Source organism: Streptomyces sp. MMG1533 (assembly GCF_001279775.1).
Taxonomy (GTDB): Bacteria; Actinomycetota; Actinomycetes; order Streptomycetales; family Streptomycetaceae; genus Streptomyces.
The window spans coordinates 38,304-62,103 of record NZ_LGDG01000233.1 but is presented as its reverse complement, the minus strand read 5'-3'; the positions used below and the strand labels follow the sequence as shown (position 1 = coordinate 62,103).

Genomic DNA, 23,800 nt, shown 5'->3' with positions numbered 1-23,800 from the left:
CTGACCCAACGGCTCATGGTTGTCCACATCACGCTGGCCGCAGGCGGCACCTGTCTCTACCTGACCGTTCCCGACTTGCGCACGCCGCTGTGGGCCCTCATCGGTCTGGGGGGCGCCGCGGCTCTCCTCACCGGCGTCCATGTCAACCGGCCCGCCCACCGATGGCCCTGGCTGCTGCTCGCCGCCGGGCTGCTGGCCTTTGCCGCGGGCGACACCTACTACAACGTGCAGGAGCAGTATTTCCACGCCTCCGATCCGTTCCCCTCGCCGGCGGACGCGTGCCATCTCGCCATGTACCCCCTCCTCGCGGCGGGACTGTTCGGCTTCGTCCGGTACCGCTGCGTGGACCGCGACCTGCCCAGCCTGCTGGACACGATGATCATCACGGCCGGGCTGGCCCTCCCGGTCTGGGTCCACCTGGTGCAGCCACTCACCGTGCTGGAGGGCCTGACCTGGGGGCAGCGCGCGATCAGCATCGCCTACCCGCTGGGCGACGTCCTGGTGCTGGCGATGCTGGTCCGGCTGCTCGCCCCCGGTCGGGTCGCCGGCCGCGAACGTGCCGTACAGCTGCTCGTCCTGGGCACCGTCGCACTGCTCGGTTTCGACATCGCCCGCGGGATCCTGCGGCTCGACGGGGCATGGGAGGCCGGCACGGTACTGGACTCCGGCTGGATCGTCTTCTACACGGCCTGGGGACTGGCCGGGCTGCATCCCTCCATGACGGAGCTGACCGAGCCGGACCCCCGGCCGCTGTCCCCCCTCCCGCCCTGGCACCGGCTCCCGCTGCTGGCCGCAGCCACGCTGATCGCGCCTGCGGTCCTGCTCTTCGAGGAGCGGTCGGGCACAGTCGACGACGTGACGGCGCCGGCCGCCTTCTCCGGTCTGCTGTTCGTGCTCGTGATCCTTCGTCTCGCGGGCATGATCGTGGAACACCGCAAATCCATGGCCCGTGAACTGACACTGCGCATGGCGACCGCCTCACTCGTCGCGGCCGAAGATGCGCAGGAGATCGAACGGTCGTGCGCCACGGCGGTCACGGCACTGTTCGGGCCGAAGGTCCGGCACGCGACCCTCCTGCTGCCGGCCCAACAGGCCCAGCGGCTGTACGCGCTCCTGTCGCAGTCACCCTTCGGCCGGCCCGGCGCAGGCGCAGGCGCAGGCGCAGGCGCAGGCACGGATGGCAGCCCGCGGCGCGAAGCAACCGCCACCGCGCTCTCCGGCACCCTCATCGTCGCCGTCCCGGAGCTCGGGCCGGACATCGCCGGCCGGCTCGGCGACCTGCCGACCGCCCTGGTGTGCCCCATGGTCCAGCCCGACCGCCCGACCGGCGGCGAACTCCCGCGTGTACTGCTGGCCGCGGGACCCCAGCGGCAGCTCACCGAGATACGCGGCACGCTGCAGAGCCTGGCCTCGCAGGCGGGGCTGGCCGCGGAACACGTGGCGCTCCGGCGGGAGATCTCCCGGAAGGAGAGCGAGGCCTACTTCCGCACTCTGGTGCACAACACCTCGGACGTCATCCTCATCCTCGACGACGACACGACCGTGCGTTACGCCAGTCCGTCCGCCGAAGCCGTCTTCGGCAACGCCGCACTCACGGGTACGCAACTGCAGGAACTGGTGGATCCGCGGGATCACGACCGGGTGCACCGGACGCTGACGGTCCTGCGTGGCATCACGCAGGAGGAGGCCCACGACTACTGGTGGGTGCTCAAGGACGGCAACCACATCGAAGTGGAGGTGCGGTGCCGTGACCTGCGGCAGGACAGGACCGTCGGCGGACTGGTGATCACCCTCCGGGACGTGACCGAGCAGCGTCAGCTGGAGCACGAACTCACCCAGCGGGCCTTCCACGACTCACTGACCGGTCTGCCCAACCGGACACTCCTGCTGGAGCGGACCGAGCGCGCCCTGCTGCGCGGCCGCCGGGAGTCGACTCTCGCCTGTCTGCTCTTCATCGACCTGGACGACTTCAAGATCGTCAACGACACGCTGGGCCATTCGGTCGGCGACCAGCTCCTCGCCGCGGTGGGAGAGCGTCTGTCGAGGACGCTGCGCCGCACCGACACCGCGGCGCGTCTGGGTGGTGACGAGTTCGCGGTGCTGATGGAGGGCGCGAAACAGCCCGTCGATGCCGAACTTCTGGCCGCACAGGTGATCCAGAGCCTCAACCGGCCCTTCCGGTTGTCCGACGAGTCGGTGAACGTCTCCGCCAGCGTGGGCCTGGCCACCGCGTGGGACAGCGCGGACCCCGAAGAGCTGCTGGCCCTCGCCGATCTGGCCCTGTACTCGGCCAAGAGCGCGGGGAAGCACCAGTGGCGCCGCTTCCGGCCGGATCTGCGCGAGAACATGGCGGAGCGCCACGACCTGCGGGCGCGCCTGGACCGGGCGATCGCCGACGAGGAGTTCAGCCTGCTCTACCAGCCGGTGGTGGACATCACCGTGGGCGAGGTCGTCGGCTTCGAGGCGCTGGCCCGCTGGCCGCACACCCGACGCGGGACGGTCCCACCGCTCCAGTTCATCCCGCTCGCCGAGGAGACCGGGCAGATCACGCCGTTGGGCGCCTGGGTACTACGGAACGCCGTGGCCGACATCGCCCGACTGCAGAACCGGACCCCACGGCCCGAACCGCCGCCGTACGTCAGCGTCAACGTGTCCGCCCGCCAATGGTGGGACACGGGCTTCCTCAACGAGGTGCGCAGGTCCCTCGACACCGCCGGCCTCCACCCGGGCTCACTGCAGCTGGAGCTGACCGAGTCGGTGCTCGTACGGCGGGACGACCACATCGACGCACTCCTTCGGACGCTGAAGGACCTCGGGGTTCGCATCGCGGTCGACGACTTCGGCACAGGGTTCTCCTCGCTGCGCTATCTGCGGGAATTCCCCATCGACGTGCTCAAGATCGACAAGACGTTCATCGACGACGTCCCGGAGGACCCCAAGCAGGTCGCACTCGTCGAGGGCATCGTCCACCTGGCCGACACGCTCGGCCTGCAGGTGATCGCCGAGGGCATCGAGGAAGAGGCACAGCGCGAGCTGCTCGCCTCCATCGGCTGCCGGTTCGGGCAGGGATACCTGTTCGCCCCGCCGATGAACCTGGAGGAGAGCGGGGTCATCCTGCACCGCCCCGACGACGATCCTCCGTCCGGCGCGGCAGCACCACGGCGACCCGCGGACTCGTCGGAGTCCGGCCACGAGCAGCGCCGGGCGTGATCCCACCCGGTGATCGCGTCGATCCGGGTCACCGCCGACCCGAGGCTTCCCGGCCACGGGGGCTCCGGGATGCTGCCGACAGGGCGAACGCCGTCTCCGCCAGGGCGATGTGGCTGAACGCCTGCGGTGCGTTGCCCATCTGGCGTCCGGCGTCCGGGTCCCACTGCTCCGACAGCAGTCCGACGTCGTTGCGGACGGCGAGCACCCGCTCGAAGGCCTCGCGGGCCTGTTCGGCATGCCCGGTCGCGGCGAGGGCGTCGGCGTACCACAGGGAGCACGCCACGAACGCGCCCTCGTGGCCGTGCATGCCGTCCACCCCGTGCGCGCCGTCACCGCCCGGCGCGTACCGCCACAGGAACCCTCCGTGGTCCAGCCGCTGCATCTCGCGGACGGTGCACAGCACCCTCGGGTCCCCGGCGGGCAGGAAGCCGAGCCGGGGCATCAGCAGGGCCGAGGCGTCCAGGTCGGCGGAACCATAGGACTGCACGAAGGACCGCTGCTCCGCGTCCCAGCCCTGACGGAGGACCTGCCGGTGCGCCTCGTCGCGCATGGCCCGCCACTCGGCCGAGGATCCGTTGCGGCCCAGCAGTTCCCCCATGCGCAGGGCACGATCGGCGGCCACCCACACCATGACCTTGGAGTGGACGAACTGCCGCCGCGGTCCCCGCACCTGCCACAGGCCCTGGTCGGGTTCCCGCCAGTGCCGCTGCAGGAAGCCCATCATCTCTCCGACCAGGTCCCACACATGGGCGGGCATGGGGATGTTCGCCCGCAGGGACAAGTACAGCGTGTCCAGGACCTCGCCGTACACGTCCAGCTGGAACTGGCCGACGGCGGAGTTCCCGAACCGTACCGGCTGCGAACCCTCGTAGCCGTGCAGCCAGGGCGCCTCCGTCTCCGGCAGCAGCCGCTGTCCGCCGAGCCCGTACACGGTCTGCAGGTCGGCCGGGTCACCGGCGATGGCCCGCACCAGCCAGTCCAGCCAGGCCGCCGCCTCGTCCCGGTAGCCGCTGCGCAGCAGGCAGGACAGGGTGAGGGTGGAGTCGCGCAGCCAGCAGTACCGGTAGTCCCAGTTGCGTTCGCCGCCGATGCACCCGGGCAGCGATGTGGTCGGGGCGGCGACGATGCCGCCGGTGGGCGCGAAGGTGAGCGCCTTCAGGGTGATCAGCGAGCGCACCACGGCGTCCCGCCACGGCCCCTGGTAGCGGCACTGGCCCGCCCAACGCCGCCAGAAGTCGTCGGTCTCCTTGAGCATCGACTCCGCCGGGACGGACACCGATGCGGTCGGCGCGGGGCGGTGCGAGGGCGCCCACACCAGGGTGAGGGCGAGCCGCCGGCCCGGCGTGACGGTGAAGTCGAGGACCGTGGAGCCGTCCTTGCCGAGGGCGCGCACGGGGCCGTCCGCACCCAGCCACACGGAGTCCGGCCCGGCGACCGCGACCGTGCAGTCGTCGGTGACCCTGACCCAGGGCACCACGCGGCCCTGGTGGAAGCGCAGGCGCAGTTCGCTGCGTACGGGCACGGCACCCGACAGGCCCTCGATGACGCGGACGATGCACGGCAGTTGGGCGCGGGGCGGCATGAAGTCGGTGACCTTGACCGCTCCCTCCGCGGTCTCCCACCAGGTGTCCAGGACCAGCGTGTCGGGCCGGTAGGCGCGGCGGGTGCAGGTAGCGGGTGCGGCAACCGGGGCGACCCGCCAGAAGCCGTTGTCCTCCGTACCCAGCAGCGCGGCCAGGCAGGCCGGCGAGTCGAAACGGGGCAGACACAGCCAGTCGATGGAACCGTTCCGGCCGACCATGGCGGCGGTTTCCAGGTCGCTGAGGAGAGCGTAGTCCTCGATGTGTGCGCTCATGATCGATGTCTCCGACTGCACACCAGCGGGCGATCTCCGTGAGCCGCGTGGCCACGACGCACTCGTCGCGCCCCTGGTCGAGCAGCCACGGAAGGGCATCGGTGAACTCCGGCTCGCCGCGCTGAGACGGCTGTACGGCCTCGTGCACGACGGGGGTGACGAGGCAGACCCCGACCGGCGCCAGGTCGCTCGTCAGGTAGGCAGCGGACGCTGTCGCCCCGGCTCAGGAGCGCTTCGCACAGGTGCGACCCGAGGAAGCCGCTTCCGCCGGATGCTACGACACGCATGGGTTTCTCCTGCCGTTCAGCCGAGCCGCGGGCGGCCCGGCGCGCGCAGTGTCCAGCCCGCCGAGCGCCAGGCCACGGGATCGAGGGTGTTGCGCGCGTCGACGATGGCGGGGGTACGCACCACCGCGGCGAGCGCGGCGGGGTCGAGCTCGCGGTACTGAGGCCATTCGGTGAGGTGCAGGACGACATCGGCCTGCTCGCACGCCTTGGCCACGTCCAGGGCGAACTGCAGCGCGGGATAGGCGGCCCGGGCGTTGTCGACCGCTTCGGGGTCGTGGACGCGGACCTGTGCTCCCCGGCGCCGGACGGCGTCCGCCACCGCGAGCGCCGGCGAGTCCCGCACGTCGTCGCTGCAGGGTTTGAAGGCGGCCCCCAGGACCGCGACGCTGCGGTCCGCGAAGCTCCCGCCGACGAGTTCCTGCGCGAGGTCGACGGTGCGGCTGCGCTGCCGCGTGTTGATCTCGTCGACCTGGCGGAGGAAGGCCACCGACTCGCCCCGGCCGAGTTCCTCGGCGCGGGCCACGAAGGCCCGGATGTCCTTGGGCAGGCAGCTGCCGCCGAAGCCGAGGCCGGGGGCCAGGAAGCGGGGGCCGATGCGGGAGTCGGCGCCCATCGCCTCGGCCAGGGTGAGGACGTCGGCGCCGGTGGCGTCGCAGATCTCGGCCATGGCGTTGATGAAGGAGATCTTGGTGGCGAGGAAGGAATTGGATGCCAGCTTGACCAGTTCGGCGGTGGCCAGGTCGGTGCGGATGAACGGTGTGCCGGCGGCCAGCAGGGGCGCGTAGACCTCCCTCAGCCGGGCCTCGGCATGCTCCGAGCGGAAGCCCGCCACGATGCGCTCCGGCCGGAGGGTGTCCTGGACCGCGCAGCCCTCACGCAGGAATTCCGGATTCCAGGCGATCTCGGCATCCGGAGCAGCCGCGTGCAGCCGGTCGGTCAGCCGGTCCGCCGTGCCGACCGGCACCGTCGAAGTGCCGACGACCAGGACCCGCTCGTACTCGCTGTCGCGCAGATGGAACGCCAAGCCGTCCACGACTGCCTCGACGTAGCGCAGATCGGCGGCGCCCGAGCGAGGATCCTGCGGGGTGCCGACGCAGACGAAGTGCGTGTCGGCGAACCGGGCGGCCTCGGCCGGCGAGGTGGTGAAGCGCAGCCGCCCCGCCTCGACCGCCCCCTTGAGCATTGCGGACAGTCCCGGTTCGAAGAACGGGGGTCGGCCGGTGGCGAGCGCGGCGATCCGCTCGGCGTCGACGTCGACGCCGAGGACCTCGTGGCCGATGTCCGCCATGCAGGCGGCGTGGACCGCTCCGACGTATCCGGTGCCGATGACTGTGAGGCGCATGTCGATCTCCGTGGTCGGGGCGCGGACGAAGGTGTTCTCCGGCGGCGCACTCCGGTTCAGGGGCTTGGGGGCGTTACAGGTGCCTGGGTCTGTTGCGGAAGGCCCAGCAGGTCGCGGTAGCAGGCGTCCACAGCCGCGCACATGGCCTGCGGTGCGAAGCCCGCGCGTACCCGGCGCCTGCCCTGCCGGCCCAGCTCGGCGGCCTCCCGCGGGTGGTCGAGCAGCCAGCAGACCGCTCGCGCCGCGCCCTCCGGGTCGGCCGGTGCCACGAGCAGACCCGTGGCGCCGTGCTCCACCAGGTCGGGCACGCCGTTCACGGCCGTCGCCACCACCGGACGCCCGGCGGCCAGCGCCTCGGTGAGGGCCCGGCCGAGACCCTCGTACAGCGAAGTGATCACGAAGACGTCCAGGCCGGCGACCAGCCAGGCGGCGTCCTGCCGGTGGCCGGTGAAGGTGACCTCGACGTCCAGCTGCGCGGCGAGCCGCCGGACCTCGTCTTCCAGCGGTCCGTCGCCGATCATGGCGAAGGCGGTGCCGGGGTGCTCGGCACGGATCGCAGCCGCCATACGGATGAAGTCCAGGGGGGCCTTCTGGGTGTCGATCCGGCCGACAGTGCCGATGAGGGCCGTACCGCGGGGCGTGCCGAGCACGCGCCGGGCAAGGGGGTCGAACCTCTCGGGAATGTGCCCCAGAGCCACCGCAGAGGGCACCACCTGGATGAGGCCGGGCGGGGCGAGACGCTCCTCGACGGCCTGCTGCGCCACGCGCGGGGCGACGGCGAGGAACCGGTGGGTGAAGCGGCGCGTCGCCCGTTCCAGGCAGCGGTAGAGCGTGCGCCTGGTGCGGGACTGGTACGGATGGAAGCTGAGGCCGTGGAAGGTGTGCACCACCACCGGTGTGCGGCACAGCCGTGCGGCGAGCCGCCCCAGGAAGCCGCCCTTGCCCGAGTGTGTGTGCACGACGGTGAACCGTTCGCGCCGCACCAGCCGCACCAGCCGCACCAGCACCAGCAGGTCGGCGGGCGTCAGTGTGTGCCGGAACCCGCGTACCTCGACCGTGCGGACCCCGTCGGCGCGGGCCCGGTCCCAGAGGTCGCCGCCCGGCACTCCGGCGATCCAGACCTCGTACCGCTCCGGGTCCATGCCCGCCGCCGACAGCAGCGTGTTGCCGCCGGCTCCCGCCTCGAACCTGGTGATGACGTGCAGGATCTTGATACGGGGCAGGGTCGGCGGCGCCGGCAGCGCCGTCGGCGGCCCCACTTGCGGGAGCGACGCGGGCCAGCCGACGGCCGTGCCGCCCTGGTGCCCCGCGCCGGGGACGAATGTCCTGCTCCGCATCATGGATCACCACCACATGGAGTTCGTATATTTACAATGTAAACGTACACCATCATCCCTCTTCGGGCATCTCTGGTCAATCTGTCGCAAGATAGGCGTACGACCAACGCCCCGGGATGGAGCGCACATGGCCCTGGCCGAATCGAAATGGATCGAGCAGCTCTTGGTGTGTCCGCGCTGCCGGTCCGCCCTGGTGGCAAAGCCCGACGGATTCAACTGCAGCGCCCCCGCCTGCCCTTGCCACGAGCCCATGGCCTTCCCGATGGCCCGGCGGTGGCCGGTCCTCGTCGACTTCGAGCGCAGCGTCGTGGACCGCGAGGACGTGGTGGCGACGGCCGACCGTACGGACGCCGCGGGGCCACGGCCCGTCGGGGGCGCCGACACCCTTCCCGCCCCGCTCCGCCGCATCCTCAAGCCGCCCAACCGTGTCGCGGCCCGGAACATCGACCTGCTGCTGCGAAGTCTTGTCGGCCCCGCTCCGACACTGCTCGTCGTCGGCGGGGCCACGGTCGGCAACGGTGTGGACGCGATCTACCGCGACCCGCGCGTTCAGGTGATCGGATTCGACATCGTCGGCAGCCCGGTCACCCAGTTCATCGCGGATGCCCATCAGATTCCGCTTCCGTCGGCGAGCGTCGACGCGGTGCTGGTCCAGGCCGTGCTGGAGCACGTACTCGATCCGGATCTGGTCGTCGCCGAGATCCACCGGGTCCTGAAGCCCGACGGACTCGTCTACGCGGAGACCCCGTTCCTGCAGCAGGTGCACGCCGGCGCCCACGACTTCACGCGCTACACCGCCAGTGGCCACCGCTATCTCTTCCGGTGGTTCGAGGAGCTCGCCGCGGGCCCCGTCGCGGGTCCGGGCACCCAACTGCTGTGGAGCATCGACCACCTGGTCCGCGGGCTGACCCGCTCCCCGCTCGCGGGCCGCGCGGTGCGGGGGCTGCTGTTCTGGATGCGCTCCGTCGACCGCCTCGTCGCGCCGGACTACGCGACGGACGACGCTTCGGCCCTGTTCTTCCTGGGGCGCAGGAGCGAACGGCAGCTGACGGCTCAGGAGATCGTCGCGTACTACCACGGGGCGCAGGTCTCCACCTGACGGCGGAACGACGCGATGTCACCGTCGTCCCGCGACCGAATGGCCTTCGGGCCTGGTTGGACGGGACGCCCGCTCGGCCCGCACCATCGCAGCGAGTCCCGTACGGATGTCGGTGACGGGCCGGAAACCGAAGGCGTCCCGCGCCACGGTGATGTCGGCCGAGGTACGCCTGGCGTCGCCGGGCCGCGCAGGCCCCCGTACCACGTTCACCGGGGCAGCCAACTGCCCGAGCAGCGCGATGGCCTGATTCATCGTCACCTCGCTGCCTCCACCGAGGTTGGCGACACCGTTCCACGAGGAGAGCGCGGCCTCGCGCATGGCGGTCACCACGTCGCCGACGTAGGTGAAGTCCCGGCTCTGCCCGCCGTCCCCGTACAGCGGGAAGGGCCGCTGCGTGCAGGCCGCCGCGACCAGCCGCGAGAAAGCCATGTCGGGCCGCTGCCGGGGGCCGTACACACTGAACAGCCGCAGCGAGGCGGCCGGGACGCCGAAGGCGGTGCGATAGGTCTCGCACAACTGCTCCGCGGCCAGTTTGGTGACGCCGTACGGGGAAACGGGCCGGGGACACACCGCTTCCGGAGTCGGATACGCCTCCGCGTCCCCGTAGACCGACGAGCTGGACGCGAAGACCAGCCGGTGCAGTCCGGTGTCCCGCGCCACCTCGAGCACGCGCTGGGTGACCAGGACGTTGCGTTCGAGGTAGACGGTGAATTCAGCACCCCAGGAACCGCGGACGCCGGGCTGGCCCGCGAGGTGGTAGACGGCGTCGGCATCGGCGAACAGGGGTTCCAGGCGGAGGTCCAGCAGATCGCCCTGCCGGAACGTGAACCCGTCCCGGTCCAGCAGCCGGCCAAGGTTCTGCCGCTTGCGCCAGGGCTCGTAGAAGTCCGTCATGGCGTCGATGCCCACGACCTCGTCCCCGCAGGACATCAGGTGCTCGCACAGGTGCGAGCCGATGAATCCGGCCGCACCGGTCACCACGGCACGCATCACGACCCGCCCCCTCGGTCCCACAGGGCGGACAGCGTGTACAGGGCCGTCCGGCCGACGAACCGTACGACGTTCCACGCCGTGGCCCGGCTGAGGAACTCCGCGTCCAGCGCGGTGCGTTGGGGCACGAGCACCGTCAGGTAGTACTCCTCCGGGTCGGTGCGGCCGTCGAGCTGCGCGGCGTACGCGCGCGACCGGAGTTGGCAGGGGCCCGTGAGCCCGGGACGGTGCCGGAACACCCACCGGTGTTCAGGTGGGTAGCGGCGGGCGAGGTCCGGGACCTCGGGGCGGGGCCCGACCAGGGTCATGTCGCCGCGCAGCACGTTCCACAGCTGCGGCAGCTCGTCCAGGCTGAGTCGACGCAGGATCCGTCCGATCTGCGTCACCCTCGCGTCCGAGCCGCCGGTGACGCCGGGGCCCGTGCTGCCCGTCCGCATGCTGCGGAACTTGTACAGCGTGAACTCACGCCCGCCGGCGCCGATCCGCCGCTGCCGGAACAGCACCGGTATGCCGCACGTGGCCGCGACCAGCAGGGCCAGCAGCATCAGCAGCGGGGCGAGCACCAGCAACAGAGGCAGGACGACGGCGATGTCCAGAATCCGGCGCGCCGGGGTGAGCCGTACGACGCTCAGGGCCGGCAGGGCCTGTGGGGGAACACGGTCAACGGTGTGCATGGAGGGGGTCCTTGGTCGAGTCGGTCGTCCGGGCGGATACGGCAGGTGCGGCCGGACCGGGGGATGCTGTCGTCGCCTCGAGAAACCTGCGTTCGAACGCATGGGTGGCGATCATGCAGAGCCAGCTCAGATATCCCCCGTATCCGCTGAGGGTCGCCCGGCATTCGGACAGGCTTCTGCGGAGCAGGGCCCTGCCGACCCTGGCCGTCAGTTCGACCGTCAGGGTCAGGGCCATCAGCAGCCAGGCATGGGGCCGGGGCCAGTGCCGGAACGCGTACAGACTGCGGCTGCACAGGGAGTAGCGCAGCCGCCTGCCGCCCAGCTGGGCGGAGCTCACCTGGCCGATGTGATGGACGCGGGCCTCGTAGAGGTAGTACGAGCGCCGGTTTCGCCGTCGGGCCCGCAGCGCGAGATCCGTCTCCTCGAAGTAGAGGAAGTAGCGCTCGTCGAAGCCGCCCAGCTCCTCGAAGAGCGAGCGGCGCAGCAGGAAGAAGGCGCCGATGACCTGGTCGACGGGGCCCGACGCGGTGGTTTCCTCGGGCAGCAGGTGGTGCGGTGGGAAGATCGCCGGCGCCAACCGGTCGAGACCTGTCATCTTGCCGAAGAAGATGCGCAGGCTGGGGAAGCGTGAGCAGGAGATCGCCGGCTCTCCTCGCTCGTCCACCATGCGCCCGCCGCAGATGCCGACGCCCTCCGCGGCCCGGGTGCCGAGGAAGTCACCGACGGCGCGCAGAGTGTCCGGATACAGCTCCGTGTCCGGGTTGAGGAAGAGCACGAAGTCGCTGTCGCCCCGGGCAGCGCCCTGATTGCAGGCCGCGCCGAAGCCACGGTTTCCGGAATTGCGCACCACGTCGAGCGGGATGCCGGATGTGGTCAGACCGTGGAGGGAGCCGTCGGTGGAGGCGTTGTCGACGACGACGATCCGTGCCACCCGCAGGCGCGACCGGTCGGCCCGGACGATCGAGCGCAGGCACTCCCCCAGATGCCGGCCGGCGTTCCAGTTCACGATCACGATGTCGGCGGCCGGGACGGTCCGCGCTCCCGGCGTCATCGGGACACCGTCCCGAGTTCCAGGGCCGCCGACCACCGGGGCAGCCATGCGTCGTACGAGTACTTTTGGCCGGTGATCTCCCGGGCGCCCGCTCCGAGCCGTCCCCGGGTGGCTGCCGAGGAAGCGATCAGGCCGAGTATCGCGGTCGTCCAGTCGTCCTGGGTCTGTGCCGCGGGCATGCCGAACTCGGACAGCAGGTCGGCGTTGACGCCCAGCGGGGTGGCCACGGCGGGCAGTCCCGCCGCGGCGTACTGGAGCAGTTTGTAACCGCACTTGCCGAGGCTGTAGGAGGTCGCCGGGAGCGGCATGAGTCCGATGTCCATGGCGGCCAGCGCTGTCCGCTGGCTGTCCGGACTCCATGCGATCCGGTCGATGAAGGACTCCAGGACTCCGAGGGACGGCGTGGTCGTGCCGACGAGCGTCAGCCGCGCACCGGTCCGCCGGTGGACCTCGGTGAGCGCGACGGCGATCAGCTCCAGGCACGCCTCGTTGTGGGGCGAGCCGATCCAGCCGAGGCGCGGCGGGTCGTGCAGCGCGTACGAGGTCTTGCCCTCGTAGTCCTCCAGAGCCACGCAGCTCGGAATCACCACCACGTCCCGCTGGAACCGGGAGGCCCAGTCCGCCAGGACGGCGTTACCCGCGATCACCCGGTCCGCGTGGTGGACGGCCACCCGCGCCTTGCCCGCCTTGGGGGCCAGCCTGCGGGCGAGTCCGCCCTCGCCGCGGTCCCACTGCAGGGCGTCGTCGAAGTCGTACACGGCGAACTCCGCGCTTCTCAGCAGCCGTCGCTCCCACCAGCCACGGCTGAGCGGCGAGGCTTCCCGATGCAGCAGCAGCCTGCGGGGCCGGGCGCTCCCGATGGCCCTCAGCCGCAGTTCCGCCCGGGTCAGGGATACCGGGTGACGCACGAGCCGGGAGGCGGAGGCGTCGGGCAACGACAGGTAGCTGCCGACGGTGAAGTCCGTGCCGATGCGGTCCAGCCACTCGAAGACGCGGACGCGGGAGCTTCCTGCTCCCCGGCCGTAAGGGGTGACCGCGAAGAAGTCCGAGCTGTGATCCACAGATCCTCACCCCCAGGGATGCGACCGTAAATTTACGACGTATACGTACATTTTAGACACATCGGCGGGTGAGGGACAACCGCACGGGCGGGAGGAGCTGTCGGATCCGGTGACGGGGGTCTTGATCCCGTGATTCAGCCCGACTCCCACGCCACCGGCATCGTGAATGCCGTTCGCCGCAATGGCGACCGCACTGGTACTGGTTGAATCACCGCGCCGAGACCGCCCGTTGGCGGGCATGTCCGGGGTGTGCGTGTCGTGGTGCCGAAGCGCGTCGGCCAGCACTTCTCCGGGACGGTCAGGGAACGGGGCCGGCGTCCCGTCAGCTACGGCCGTTCCCCGGCCGCCGCACGGCATCCCACGGGCCCGGCGCCGGGGGCCGCAGTCCGCGCATGGGCGCGCGGGCCGGGTGGAAGGCGCGGCGGCCGTCCGGCTTCGCCAGTTCGGCGGCGACCGTGTCCGGGTCGACGCCCGCCCCCACAGCGTTGAAGTACCGGTCCTCGTCCGGGGAGTGCCAGGCGCGCCGGAATCCGGTCTCGGCCACCGGATGCCCCAGGAGCTGCGCGAACAGCGGATAGCGGAGCTCGTCGTTGCCGAGGTCCGGCGGGTCGGCGGCGGCGTAGTCGTGCAGGAAGGCCCGGGGGAAGCAGGGTCCGATGCCCAGGCAGCCGTACGGGGTCCCGTCATAGCCGAAGCCGGTGCGGGCGTAGGCCAGGAGTTCGTGCCACTCCCGCGCCTCGTCCCGCCCGGCGAGCCAGCGCCAGTCCTCACCGATGACACTCAGCGGCGTCAGGGCGGTGAGGCCGACGGCGTCCGCGGGCACCGTCGCGTAGAGCCGCTCCAAAGGCTCCGCCAGCAGCAGGTCCCACTCGACGAGATGGAGGACGTCGAAGGACAGCCGGTGGCCGGCCTCGCGGTACCAGTCCAGCAGCACCAGGTCGCCGTTCTTCCAGTTCCAGTGGCCGCTGCGACGGGAGGTGTACAGGGAGTCGAGCCCGAGTGCCCGCCTGCCGGCCAGTTGGAAGGAGGCGCCGCGCATACCGCCCGCGCCGCCGAAGATTCCGTGCACGGGCACACCGGGGTTGAGCCGGCGGAGGAGTCTGACACGGGCCCGGCTTACCAGGGGGTCGCGATGAAAGCGGTACGCGACGACCCGTTCGATAGGCACGATGCAATCCTAGGCATACAGGACAGTACGTGCATATCGCCCTAGAATAGGATCATGGCTGACTCCCCTGCGTCACTACCGGGCACCGCGTTCTACACAGTCGCCGACCGGCGGTTCTTCCCGGGGCTGGTGGCGCTGCTCAACTCGCTGCGGCTGACGGGCCACGACGAACCCCTGATCGTCGTGGACATCGGCCTGTCACCCGAGCAGCGGGACCTGCTCGCGGGCCACGTCACCCTCGTGGAACCGCCGTCACCCGACATGCCCGCGGTGTTCCTCGCCCCCTACGGTCCCCAGCAGCGCCCGGCGGACGTGATGGTCCTCATCGACTCGGACATCATCGTCACCCGGCCGCTGACGGAGATCACCGAGACGGTGCGGCGAGGGCAGATCGTGGCGTTCGTCGACTGCCTGCCCAACAGCGATCGCTTCCACCCCGAGTGGGAGACCACCCTCGGCCTCGGCCCCCTGCACCGCCAGCCCTATCTGAACGCGGGATTCGTCGCCTTCCCACACGCCCTGACCGACCGGCTGCTGCCACCGTGGACCAAGGGCCAGCGGACCATCGGCATCGCGCACAGCAGATACGGCAAGGCCACCCTGGACGACCCCTTCTACTTCGCCGACCAGGACGTGCTCAACGCGGTGCTCGCCGCCCGGTTCGAGCCCGGCGAACTGGTCGTCATGGACCACCGGTTGGCTCCCCATCCGCCGTTCCCGGGGCTGACACTGGCGGACCAACAGCGTCTGACCTGCCGTTACGCCGACGGAACCGAGCCGTTCCTGCTCCATCACGTGCTGGCCAAACCGTGGCTCAAAGCGACCCGGGACACCCTCTACTCCACGCTCATGACGCGGCTGCTGCTGGCGCCCGACGTCGCCCTCCGACTGGACCCGCGGACCTTGCCGCTCCGGCTGCGCGAGGGGCCGGCCGCCGCCCTCGACCGACGCCGGGCCGACGCGGTGACCTTCGTCCACGACCACGGCCGCCGCCAGCTCGGCCGGTTCGGCATCAGGACGCGGCTGGCCCGTTGGCGTTCACGGCAAGCCGCCCACTGAAGCCCGGCATGAATGCCGGGCAGACACACGGTGAGGACGAGGACCTCTCGGACAGTGAGCTGAAGCGGCGCGCCAAAGCGGGCGTCTTCGTCGTCAGCACCCGCGGCCTGGTGATCCTCCTGCTGGGGTTCGCCGGGAACGTGGTCGTAGCCCGGCTGCTGGACCCCCACGACTTCGGCTTGGTCGCCATCGGCATGTCGTTCGTGCTGTTCGCCGGGCTGGTCTCCGACGGCGGCCTCGGCGCCGGGCTCATCCGGCGCAAGGAGCCCCCGAGCGCCGACGAACTCGGCGCCTTGAGCGCGCTCCAGCTCGGCGGGACGCTGGCGATGACGGCGATCGCCGCGGCGGTGGCGGTCCCGCTCGGCCGGGTCGGCTGGGTGACCGCCGTCATGGTCGCCTCCATGCCGTTCGTCGCCCTCCAGTTCCCGGGCCGCATCCTGCTGGAGCGGGCCCTGCTCTACCGCCGGCTCGTGGCGGTGGAGATGTCCCAGGTGCTGTGCTTCCAGGGATGGGCCATCGGCACCGTGGTGGCCGGATTCGGCGTGTGGGGGCTCGCCACTGCGACCGTGGTCCGTGCCCTGACCGGGGCGGTGGTGATGGCGTTCGTATGTCCCGCCGGCCTGGTGCGGCCACTGCCGGCGTTCGGTCTCATCAAGCCGCTCATCGGATTCGGCCTGCGGTTCCAGGCAGTCAACGCGACCTGGCTGCTGCGCGACCAGACGCTCAATCTGTGCATCGCCGCAGTCGGCGGGGTCACGCAGCTCGGCCTGTGGGCTCTCGCCAAACGGCTGATGGAGATGCCGTACCTGATTCTCCAGTCGTTGTGGCGGGTCTCGTTCCCCACGATGTCCCGGCTGTCCGCCGACGAGACACACACGAGGCGACTGGTCCAAGAGGCCGTCGACATCACCTCGGTGGGCATGGGCTTCGTCCTGACCACGCTCGCCGGCTCCGCTCCGGGGCTGGTGCCCGGTCTCTTCGGCACCCAATGGCGGGACGCCGCCATGGTCGTCCCCGGGGCGTGTCTGGGGCTGGCTGTCGGCGGGGCGGTCTCGGTGGCCACCCAGGGATACCTCTACGCGATCGGCGACGTGCAGGCCGTGCTGCGGGCGAGCCTCCTACAGGCCGTGACCTGGTTCGCCGTCACCCTGCCGCTGCTCGCACCGCTCGGCGTGGCTTCCGTCGGCCTGGGCTGGTTCGCGTCCGCGGTCGTCGAGGCCACGGTGCTCGGCCGGGCGACCACCCGCCGGCTCCCGGTCAGCCTGTTCCGCCCGCTTCTCGCCCCCGTCCTCATCGGGGTGGGCTCGTCCGCCCTCGGCTGGGCGGTGGCCGCACGCGGCGGCGGCACCTTGTGGTCGGGCATCGCCGGCGGCGGCTGTTCCGCCGTGCTCTTCGCGGTCGGCATGACCGTGGCGAACCGGCGGCTGGTGCGGCAGACGTACGGTTTCGCCGCGGGCTCGGTACGTGCCGCACTGTCGCGCCCCCGGCGGGAGGGGGAGCAGTGAGCGGCGGCGGAGCCCCCGAGGCGTTGCACGAAGCGGGGCGCCCGACGCCGAGTTCGGTGTGCCGTATCACTGCGGGCGCCCGGGAGCTTCACGGCTTGACCGCGACCCGCCCCTCGTCCATCCGCAGCAACAGCAGCCGTTCCCCGGTCCGTTCCAGGAACTCGTCCACCGCCCTGCGTGACCCCTGCCAGGTGCCGTAGTCGTCGATGAGCAGGACGCCGCCGGAAGCCAGGCGCGGATACAGGTGCTCCAGTTCGTGCCGGGTGGAGGTGTACCAGTCCGTGTCCAGGCGCAGGATCGCGATCTGCTCGGGCGCGCGCTCGGGCACGGTCTCCTCGACCAGGCCCTGCACATAGTGGATCCGCTCCTTCGAGTACGGGATCGGCGCGAAGGCCGACTTGACGTCTTCGAGGCCCGCCACGGCCCGGATCAGACTGTCCCGGTCCGAGTCCGCGAGCAGGCGGGCGGCCGGCTCCCCGTCGTGTCTGCGGTCGTACTCGGTGGGCGGCGGCATGCCCTCGAAGGTGTCGAACAGGTACAGGTCGCGGTCGGCGGCGCCGAGCGAGAGAAGGGTGTGCGCCACGGCGTGCATGCTGCCGCCCCGCCAGACCCCGCACTCCACCACCGCGCCCGGGATGCGGTGGCGCACGACGTACCGGGTCGCCAGAATGAGCGCGTTGACCCGCTCGGGAGGCGTCATGGTGTACGGCCGGACGGCCGTGATCACCGCTTTCGCCTCTTCGTCGTAGTCGGCGGGGTAGTCGGGCGCGGCGGACCGGGACACCCGCCGGACCTCGAAGCCCGTGCGTCGCCGCAGTGCCGCGTTGGCCCTTCTTTTCCATGACATGACGTCAGACGTTATGCGCGGCGGGGTGACGGGAACGCCGGTGCGCCCTCGTGTCGCGGGTCCTTCCACCGGAGGGCGGCGCGGCCGGGCGCGCCGCCGCCGTGACGTCGTTGCGTAGAACTCCGTGGAAGGGGCACCGAGCGACACCGCCGCTCACATCCACGGGGTCGAAGAGTTGTGTGCTCACGGGCGGGCGCGGCGGTGAGCGTGGCTCGGCCGTCTTGTGTCAGCTGGATCAGCGAGGACCTCCGGTGTGCCGGGGTGGGCACGATCGCCTGCCCCGGACGCGCCGGCGACGCCGAGCCGCCCGTAGAGCCTGGACCGGGAACGCACCGCCAGGAGTACCGAGGTGAGGAACTCGCCGGAGACCCCGTAGATCACGGCCGCCCGGTTCACCGCTCCCACGTGGTCACGGGCGAGCCGCCACCTGCCACGGATCGTGCGACGGAGCGTCATCGCCGCGTCGTCGCGGTCGACCGGTGAGAGCCGGCGCTCCAGCCGGGCCGGGGGTGTCCAGACCAGCCGCGTCCGTTCCGCGACGCGCGCGGCGAAGTCCACGTCCTGCGCGGGTCCGACGCCACCGAGGCTCTCGTCGAAGCGCATCCCGCCGATGATCCGGCAGCGGTAGGACATCGAGCATCCGGACAACCAGTCCACCAGCCGTTCGCTGTCCCCGGTGGCACTCGGCGCGTTGACTCCGGAGCGCATGAGGACGCCCTGCCGACGGCTGTCGAGCAGGAAGAGGCACGGGTACCAGGCCGGGTCGGGCTCCGGCAGTCTCACGTCGCGTCCACCGACGCCACCGACGTCCGGCCGGGTCTCGAACACCGCCAGTATCTCGCGCAGACAACCTGGGTCGAGAACGGTGTCGTCGTCGAAGAAGTGCACCACGTCCGTCGACGCGGCGAGGTGGTCGAGCCCCACGTTGCGTTGCAGAGCGAGACCCGGGACGGTCCGGACGTACCGCACGGCAAGGCCCGTCCCGTCGGCGAAGGCCTCGGTCACGCGGCGCGTGGCGTCCGTGTCGCTGCTGTCCACGACGATCACACCGTCGGGCAGTCCGGACTGTGCGGCGACGGAATCCAGACACCGGCGGAAGTCGTCCACTCGGTTCCTGGTGCAGATCACGAGTTCGTGCCGCAGGGCGGATCTCCCGCGGGGATGGCTTCGTTCGCGGCTGAGCTCGCCGGTGAACCCACCTGCGAGGCCGGGTGCCACGCCACGGATCGGGTGTCCGATCGGCTCGGGCTGATGCGTCTTTGCCTGGCACGTCTCGGATGCGCGGACCACCGCGGTGGCAAGACCGATGGAGAGGTAGAACAGCACGCGAAGGACCGTGCCCTCGAAGCTCGACTCGACCGCGAAGACGAAGAGCTGGGCGATGAGCGTGAAGCCGACGACCCGGGCCACCCGGCTCGTGCGCCACCGGGAGAAGAAGAAGACGGCCGTCCCGATCAACGCGACTGAGAGGCAGACACCCAGCAGGACACCGAAGAACACCATCTGCTGGAGATACGTATTGTGGACATGCGCCAGATCCCAGAACCCATCGGGCGCCGTTCCCCCGCCATAACCGAGGAACGGCCGCGCAGCGATCTTTTCGATCGCCTCGACCGCGAATTGGGAACGGATGAAAACGTTGGTCAGGCTGAACCGGCTTCCGGAGAATTCACGGGTGTCCGGATTCAGCTGATACAGCAGCACCACGGCTACGGCGACCGACGCGACGGCAGCGACGATCTTTCCGGATATCCGACTTCCGAAGCGCCGCCTTCTGACGACGCTCCCCAGGCCCGCGAGCACCGCTGCCGTCAGAAGTCCGAGAATGACCCCGCGCGAAAAGGTGCAGACGACCGCGACGAGCGCGACGCATCCGGCCCGGGTGAACCGTCGATCGTGCCGCACATGGCCCCAGTACAGCAGGAGGGGGACGAAGAAGGCCAGCACAGTGGCGAGATTGTTGGACGGCCCCAGGGCGGGGTGAGAGAGCCTGGTGTAGTACGAAAGATACCGATCGGAATCGCGGAGGAGCCCGGCCTCCTCGGGACCGAAGCCGGGAACCTTCAGCAGGAGGAAAACGGCGGGAACGATGAGCAGATAGCTGTAGCGCTTGATATACGTCATGGCCCGGCCGGGCGGGACTCCACTCAGCTCCCGCACGACGAAAAGGTAGGCGACGATGCCTTCCACATAAACGATCGTGGCACGGAGCGTCGCCTGCGGGTCCTGCGTCCACAGCATCGACATGCCGCAGATGACCGCCGGGATGCACAACAGGACGAAAAGCTTCCGATAGCCGATGTCCAGCGGCTTGAAGGCACTGTCGAGGAAAAGCGTCAGCGCAACGACACCCAGCAGAACATCCAGGACGGAGACCGACTTGATCCCCGGCACTGAACTGGCGATGCGCACCGGCATCGCGGCCGCGATCAGGACCAGCATCAGCAGGATGCGTGGACGCGGCCTGGGGCCCGCCCCGGTTCTCCGCCGAGCAGGCGCACGCATGGTCATCACGATGTGCCCTCCAGCAGGGTTTCCGGGAGGCGGAGTGTGCTGTCCCGCGAGAGGTGAAGGGACCCGTGCCCGCTGATCCCGTACTGCTCCAGGGCGTCCCGTGCGAATGAATCCCAAGGGCCGTCCGACTGACCGACGACGAGGATGCGCTTCTTCACCGGGGTTCTCCCTCCATCTCGAGCCGGGGCACGGCGCCCTATCCCGAGGACCATGCCTCCGTGTGGGACCGGCCCTGGTTTTCCAGCCGGACGCCGTGTCCGTCCACGCGGGCGGTAGGTGAGACGGTCGGCACGTACGGCCTGCTGCGCCGCCCGCGTTCTCCGCTGAGTACGGCTCCCAGGACCGTGACGCCCACCGAGCGAAGGCGCCGGACCGACTGGGTGAAGTCCGGCATCCGGGTGGCCCTCGCCTCGGCCACGGCGATCACCTGTCCCACGGCGCGGGCCACGATCGTCGCGTCGCTCTCGGCCAGCACAGGAGGGGCGACGAAGATCACGGCATCGGCCCGCACCATGAGCTGCTTGCACAGCTCGGCGACCTCCGCCTGCCGCAGCGGTGCCGCGCCGGAATCCGGATCCGTACCGCTCCCTGCGAGTACCTGGAGGGGCACATCATCGCGCCAGGTCCGAAGCGCCTCGTCGACGGAGACCCGGCCGTTCAGGACATCCGTCAGGCCCCACGGCGACGACAGACCGAGGAGGTCCGCCAGTCGTGCCCGGGAACGCTGGGCGTCGACCACGATCGTCCGCGTGCCGCTCTCGGCCAGGGCGATCGCCAGTCCCGCGGCGACAGCGGTCGTCCCGTCCCCACGGACGGCCGATGTCACCACTTGGGCCCGGGGCCCGGGACCGCGGCCGTCCGTCTCGGTCGTCAGGGCCAGCCACCGGTAGGCCTGGGTCTCTGCCGACGATCCGGGCAGTCCGAACCGGAAGTCCTTGTCACGGCGCTGCCCGCCCCGGGGCAGAACACCGAGGACGTCGACGTCCGTGCCCTGCGCCAGATCCTGAAGGTCACGGATCCGCGTGTCCGTGACCTCGCGGACGACCGCCCAGACGAGTCCGAGGACGAGGCCCGCGGCGAGGCCCAGGGCGATGTCGAAGCTCTTGTGCGGGGACACCGGGCTGTCCAGGAGCTGCACTCCGTCCAGCGTTCTGACGTTGATCACGGGTGTCTTCCCGTCGCCCTCCTGCCCGGGGTTCTCGGCGGATGAGACGATCTTCGAGAACGTCGGTCCCAGGGCTTGGGCCATCTGCTGCGCCTGCCGTGCCGAACGGTCCTTCACCGTGACGTCGATGACCGCGGTGTCGGTCGGATTGGTCGCGGTGATGTGGCTCTTCATGTGCTCGACCGAGTACGGCAGCCCCAGTTCGTCGGTCAGCTGCCTGAGCACGGACTGGCTCGTCAGCAATGTCGTATACGACTTGGCGCGCTGCTGGGAGAGGAGCGCCCCTTGATACGCCTGGCTCGAGTCCTCCCCCGGGGCCGAGACGGTCACCAGCATCTGGGCCTTGGCCGCGTAGACCGGCGGCTGCGACTGGGCCACCGCAGCACCGCCGGCCGCGCCCAGGAGCGTGAGCACAACGATCGCCACCCAGTGGAATCGGAGCAGACGGAGATAGGCTTTCAGGTCCATTTCTAGTCCTCGGGCAGATCGGGATCGCGGCTGAGCAGCTGCTCCAGCGGACGCAGAGTCTCGTCCCAGCGAAGGCGCTCGGCCTGGGCGTACGCCTCGTCGCTGGCCGCCCGCCACCGGCGCTCGTCATTCATGCCCTCCACGGCGGAGCGGAAGGTCTCCTCGGTGTAGACCACCGAGCCGCGCAGCAGGTCGAGATGGCGCCGCCAGGAGGGGACGAGCACGGGAAGCCCGTACGACAGGTACTGGACGTGTTTCGAGGAGAAGCCGTCGCGGCGCAGCGGGTCCTTGCTGCACGTCACCAGTCCGAGCTGGTAGTTCCTCAGCACGTCCAGCGAGGGCGCGTAGCCGAGGTAGTTGAGCCCGAGTGCCGGGTCCGGCGGCGGCCCGCCGAAGACGTCGATGTGTGGGTACTGCGCGGACAGGCGGGCCAGGAGCGAGGGGTCGTTGAAGCCGGCGCTCACGTTGCCGAGGTAGACGACGCGCGGCGGGCCGGCGAACTCGGCGCGCTGCTTCGCGGGAGTGCAGCCGAAGTTCAGCGGCATCAGGTTGCGCCCGCTGATCCCGTACCGCTCGACGGCGTAGCGTGCGTACGACTCCCAGTGCAGAGCCAGATGGTCGACGCTTTCGAAGATGCCGGTCTCGAGCCGGCGCAGCTTCGCGTGTTGCCGCGCGCTCAGCCTGCCGTCGAAGAACACTTCGTCCGCCCACGGGGCGGGGGCGTCGTACAGAGTCCGGGCGGAACCGGCGCAGGCCAGCACTCCGGCGTCGTAGACGGTCTCGCAGATCACCAGGTCGAAGTCGTCCAGCGGCAACGACCGCTTCAGGATGCCGCGCCGCAGCCGGTGATCGGCGACCAGCAGGTAGTACGACAAGTGCCGTCGCCCGAAGTCCCATCGCCGGGTGAGCACCGCGGACGCCGCCTCGGTCGCGTAGAGCGCGAACTTCCGCGGGCTGAGGGCGGGAAGCCTGCCGCCGAGCGGTCCCGGCGCGCGGGCCCACCGGCTGAGGTGATACGTGTCGACGAGGTGCGCGTCATGGCCCCGTTCCCTCAGGAAGCGCTCTATCTCGGCGGGCTTGACGCCGTTGGCGAAGGCGTCGAGCTGGCAGATGACGAGGACTCGCTTTCCTGCCCGTGCCTTCGTGGGTGCGGTGGTCATGAGCTTCCTCCTCGGGTCTGCGGAGCCCCGGATTCGATGGCGCGGCACTCTGCCCGCAGCTTCTCCCGGTCGAGGATCAGCGCGTACTGGCCGCGGATCGTCTCCGACCGGACGATCGGCGCGGTGGCGAAGCGGGTGTCAGAAGCGTGCAGATGCCGCAGCCCGAGCACGAGGCCGCGCAGATCGCCGTTGGACATCCGGTCGTCCACGCTCACCGTGCGGGTGATCGCGTCGAGCATCTTGTCGGTGCCGAACGGATCGGTGATGTCCACTCCGCCGCGCACCTCGCCGACGAGGCTGGTCAGGAACTGCTGCTGGTGCTTGATGCGGTCGAGTTCGCCGCCGGGCAGTCCGTGGCGCTGACGGACGTACGCCAGTGCCTCCTCACCCTTCATGGTGTGGGTGCCGGCCCTGAAGTGCCGTTGCTGTTCCGGGTCGTAGGTGTTCGCCGGGACGGTGACGGGAACGCCGCCGACGGCGTCGGTGAGGGAACGGAAGCCGTGCCAGTCGATGACGCCGAAGTGGTCGACTCGGGTGCCGGTGAGCTGCTCCACCGTCTGGATCAGGAGGGGCGGACCGCCCCAGGAGAACGCGGCGTTGATCTTCGCGGAGCCATGCCCCGGGATGGGCACCCAGCTGTCCCTGGGAATGGACATCGTGTACGCCGTGCTCTCGTCGGCGCTCAGATGCACCAGCATCAGCGTGTCGCTGCGCTGCGCCCCGTACTTCCACAGCTGTGCCGCGGCGTCTTTGCCCGTGGTCGGTCGCTTGGAGCGGCTGTCGACTCCGGCCAGCAGGAAGGTCGTACCGCCGTCGGACGAATCGGATTCGGGTGGGCGTGGGCCGTCCGGGAAGGCGTCGGGGATGCGGGTGACCTGGTCGCCGTAGTGGTCCGTGGCCCACCAGGCCCCGCCGATGCCGAGGCCCAGCAGGGTCAGCACGGTCACCAGGGTGATCGCCAGCGCTCGACGCAGGAACCGGTGGCGCGGTCGGGCGCCCGGCCCGAGA

General features: G+C 70.5%; 18 protein-coding genes. 4 read left to right on the top strand and 14 right to left on the bottom strand.

Features of this window, described 5'->3' with window-relative positions; all coding sequences use genetic code 11:
- Positions 1-15: 15 nt before the first annotated feature.
- The gene (locus ADK57_RS29635; RefSeq protein WP_078973413.1) at positions 16-3,210 is read left to right on the top strand and encodes a putative bifunctional diguanylate cyclase/phosphodiesterase; all 3,195 of its coding nucleotides are present in this window, start codon (positions 16-18) and stop codon (positions 3,208-3,210) included.
- Between the two features lie 28 nt (positions 3,211-3,238).
- Here ADK57_RS29635 and ADK57_RS29630 read toward each other — a convergent pair whose 3' ends face one another.
- The 3 genes from ADK57_RS29630 to ADK57_RS29620 all read right to left on the bottom strand — a co-directional run bounded on the left by ADK57_RS29630 (position 3,239) and on the right by ADK57_RS29620 (position 8,034).
- Positions 3,239-5,065 (bottom strand): glycoside hydrolase family 15 protein, encoded by a 1,827-nt coding sequence (locus ADK57_RS29630; RefSeq protein WP_053752692.1) that lies wholly within the window; start codon positions 5,063-5,065, stop codon positions 3,239-3,241.
- Positions 5,066-5,368: 303 nt separating this feature from the next.
- Positions 5,369-6,694, bottom strand: a complete 1,326-nt coding sequence (locus ADK57_RS29625) for a UDP-glucose dehydrogenase family protein (RefSeq protein ID WP_053752679.1) — start codon at positions 6,692-6,694, stop codon at positions 5,369-5,371.
- A 56-nt stretch (positions 6,695-6,750) separates the two neighbouring features.
- On the bottom strand, positions 6,751-8,034 hold the full coding sequence (locus ADK57_RS29620) for a glycosyltransferase (protein ID WP_053752678.1): 1,284 nt from the start codon (positions 8,032-8,034) through the stop codon (positions 6,751-6,753).
- A gap of 124 nt (positions 8,035-8,158) precedes the next feature.
- On the opposite strand from ADK57_RS29620, the gene ADK57_RS29615 reads away from it, so the two are divergent.
- Positions 8,159-9,130: a class I SAM-dependent methyltransferase gene (locus ADK57_RS29615; RefSeq protein ID WP_063786032.1), complete on the top strand. Its 972-nt coding sequence runs from the start codon at positions 8,159-8,161 to the stop codon at positions 9,128-9,130.
- 18 nt (positions 9,131-9,148) lie between these two features.
- Here ADK57_RS29615 and ADK57_RS29610 read toward each other — a convergent pair whose 3' ends face one another.
- The 5 genes from ADK57_RS29610 to ADK57_RS29590 form a co-directional block, all read right to left on the bottom strand.
- Positions 9,149-10,120, bottom strand: coding sequence for an NAD-dependent epimerase/dehydratase family protein (locus tag ADK57_RS29610; protein WP_053752676.1), 972 nt, complete (start codon positions 10,118-10,120; stop codon positions 9,149-9,151).
- On the bottom strand, positions 10,120-10,794 hold the full coding sequence (locus ADK57_RS29605; protein WP_053752675.1) for a sugar transferase: 675 nt from the start codon (positions 10,792-10,794) through the stop codon (positions 10,120-10,122). Before ADK57_RS29605 ends, ADK57_RS29610 begins: the two co-directional genes overlap by 1 nt.
- Positions 10,781-11,845, bottom strand: a complete 1,065-nt coding sequence (locus ADK57_RS29600) for a glycosyltransferase family 2 protein (RefSeq protein ID WP_053752674.1) — start codon at positions 11,843-11,845, stop codon at positions 10,781-10,783. Before ADK57_RS29600 ends, ADK57_RS29605 begins: the two co-directional genes overlap by 14 nt.
- Positions 11,842-12,906, bottom strand: coding sequence for a glycosyltransferase (locus tag ADK57_RS29595; RefSeq protein WP_053752673.1), 1,065 nt, complete (start codon positions 12,904-12,906; stop codon positions 11,842-11,844). Before ADK57_RS29595 ends, ADK57_RS29600 begins: the two co-directional genes overlap by 4 nt.
- Positions 12,907-13,228: 322 nt before the next feature.
- A complete protein-coding gene (locus ADK57_RS29590) occupies positions 13,229-14,074 on the bottom strand; it encodes a hypothetical protein (RefSeq protein WP_159050170.1) in 846 nt (281 codons plus the stop codon).
- Between the two features lie 54 nt (positions 14,075-14,128).
- On the opposite strand from ADK57_RS29590, the gene ADK57_RS29585 reads away from it, so the two are divergent.
- Both ADK57_RS29585 and ADK57_RS29580 read left to right on the top strand, forming a co-directional pair.
- A complete protein-coding gene (locus tag ADK57_RS29585; protein WP_053752671.1) occupies positions 14,129-15,133 on the top strand; it encodes a hypothetical protein in 1,005 nt (334 codons plus the stop codon).
- Positions 15,134-15,141: 8 nt separating this feature from the next.
- Positions 15,142-16,638 carry an oligosaccharide flippase family protein gene (locus ADK57_RS29580; RefSeq protein WP_053752670.1) on the top strand — a complete coding sequence of 499 codons (1,497 nt, stop codon included), beginning with the start codon at positions 15,142-15,144 and terminating at the stop codon, positions 16,636-16,638.
- Positions 16,639-16,726: 88 nt separating this feature from the next.
- Here the strand turns inward: ADK57_RS29580 and ADK57_RS29575 are convergent, their stop codons facing one another.
- The 6 genes from ADK57_RS29575 to ADK57_RS29555 all read right to left on the bottom strand — a co-directional run bounded on the left by ADK57_RS29575 (position 16,727) and on the right by ADK57_RS29555 (position 23,739).
- Positions 16,727-17,485 (bottom strand): TylF/MycF/NovP-related O-methyltransferase, encoded by a 759-nt coding sequence (locus ADK57_RS29575; RefSeq protein WP_053752669.1) that lies wholly within the window; start codon positions 17,483-17,485, stop codon positions 16,727-16,729.
- Between the two features lie 183 nt (positions 17,486-17,668).
- Entirely contained in the window at positions 17,669-19,927 is a 2,259-nt protein-coding gene (locus tag ADK57_RS52290; RefSeq protein ID WP_053752668.1) for a glycosyltransferase, read from the bottom strand.
- Positions 19,928-19,995: 68 nt separating this feature from the next.
- Positions 19,996-20,157, bottom strand: coding sequence for a hypothetical protein (locus ADK57_RS50110; RefSeq protein WP_159050168.1), 162 nt, complete (start codon positions 20,155-20,157; stop codon positions 19,996-19,998).
- A gap of 38 nt (positions 20,158-20,195) precedes the next feature.
- Entirely contained in the window at positions 20,196-21,632 is a 1,437-nt protein-coding gene (locus tag ADK57_RS29565) for a polysaccharide biosynthesis tyrosine autokinase (protein ID WP_053752667.1), read from the bottom strand.
- Positions 21,633-21,634: 2 nt separating this feature from the next.
- Positions 21,635-22,792, bottom strand: coding sequence for a hypothetical protein (locus ADK57_RS29560; RefSeq protein ID WP_053752666.1), 1,158 nt, complete (start codon positions 22,790-22,792; stop codon positions 21,635-21,637).
- Complete coding sequence (locus ADK57_RS29555; protein ID WP_234390459.1) at positions 22,789-23,739, bottom strand: LCP family protein; 951 nt, start codon at positions 23,737-23,739, stop codon at positions 22,789-22,791. Before ADK57_RS29555 ends, ADK57_RS29560 begins: the two co-directional genes overlap by 4 nt.
- Positions 23,740-23,800: the final 61 nt, after the last annotated feature.

Excerpts from the sequence above, each read along its gene's own strand:
- ADK57_RS29575 (WP_053752669.1), bottom strand. The coding sequence starts at position 17,485 with ATGTCATGGAAAAGAAGGGCCAACGCGGCACTGCGGCGACGCACGGGC.
- ADK57_RS29615 (WP_063786032.1), top strand. The coding sequence starts at position 8,159 with ATGGCCCTGGCCGAATCGAAATGGATCGAGCAGCTCTTGGTGTGTCCG.
- ADK57_RS29630 (WP_053752692.1), bottom strand. The coding sequence starts at position 5,065 with ATGAGCGCACACATCGAGGACTACGCTCTCCTCAGCGACCTGGAAACC.
- ADK57_RS29610 (WP_053752676.1), bottom strand. The coding sequence starts at position 10,120 with ATGCGTGCCGTGGTGACCGGTGCGGCCGGATTCATCGGCTCGCACCTG.
- ADK57_RS29625 (WP_053752679.1), bottom strand. The coding sequence starts at position 6,694 with ATGCGCCTCACAGTCATCGGCACCGGATACGTCGGAGCGGTCCACGCC.
- ADK57_RS29620 (WP_053752678.1), bottom strand. The coding sequence starts at position 8,034 with ATGATGCGGAGCAGGACATTCGTCCCCGGCGCGGGGCACCAGGGCGGC.
- ADK57_RS29560 (WP_053752666.1), bottom strand. The coding sequence starts at position 22,792 with ATGACCACCGCACCCACGAAGGCACGGGCAGGAAAGCGAGTCCTCGTC.
- ADK57_RS29605 (WP_053752675.1), bottom strand. The coding sequence starts at position 10,794 with ATGCACACCGTTGACCGTGTTCCCCCACAGGCCCTGCCGGCCCTGAGC.
- ADK57_RS29635 (WP_078973413.1), top strand. The coding sequence starts at position 16 with ATGGTTGTCCACATCACGCTGGCCGCAGGCGGCACCTGTCTCTACCTG.
- ADK57_RS29565 (WP_053752667.1), bottom strand. The coding sequence starts at position 21,632 with ATGGACCTGAAAGCCTATCTCCGTCTGCTCCGATTCCACTGGGTGGCG.
- ADK57_RS52290 (WP_053752668.1), bottom strand. The coding sequence starts at position 19,927 with ATGCTGGTCCTGATCGCGGCCGCGATGCCGGTGCGCATCGCCAGTTCA.
- ADK57_RS29600 (WP_053752674.1), bottom strand. The coding sequence starts at position 11,845 with ATGACGCCGGGAGCGCGGACCGTCCCGGCCGCCGACATCGTGATCGTG.
- ADK57_RS29585 (WP_053752671.1), top strand. The coding sequence starts at position 14,129 with ATGGCTGACTCCCCTGCGTCACTACCGGGCACCGCGTTCTACACAGTC.
- ADK57_RS29580 (WP_053752670.1), top strand. The coding sequence starts at position 15,142 with ATGAATGCCGGGCAGACACACGGTGAGGACGAGGACCTCTCGGACAGT.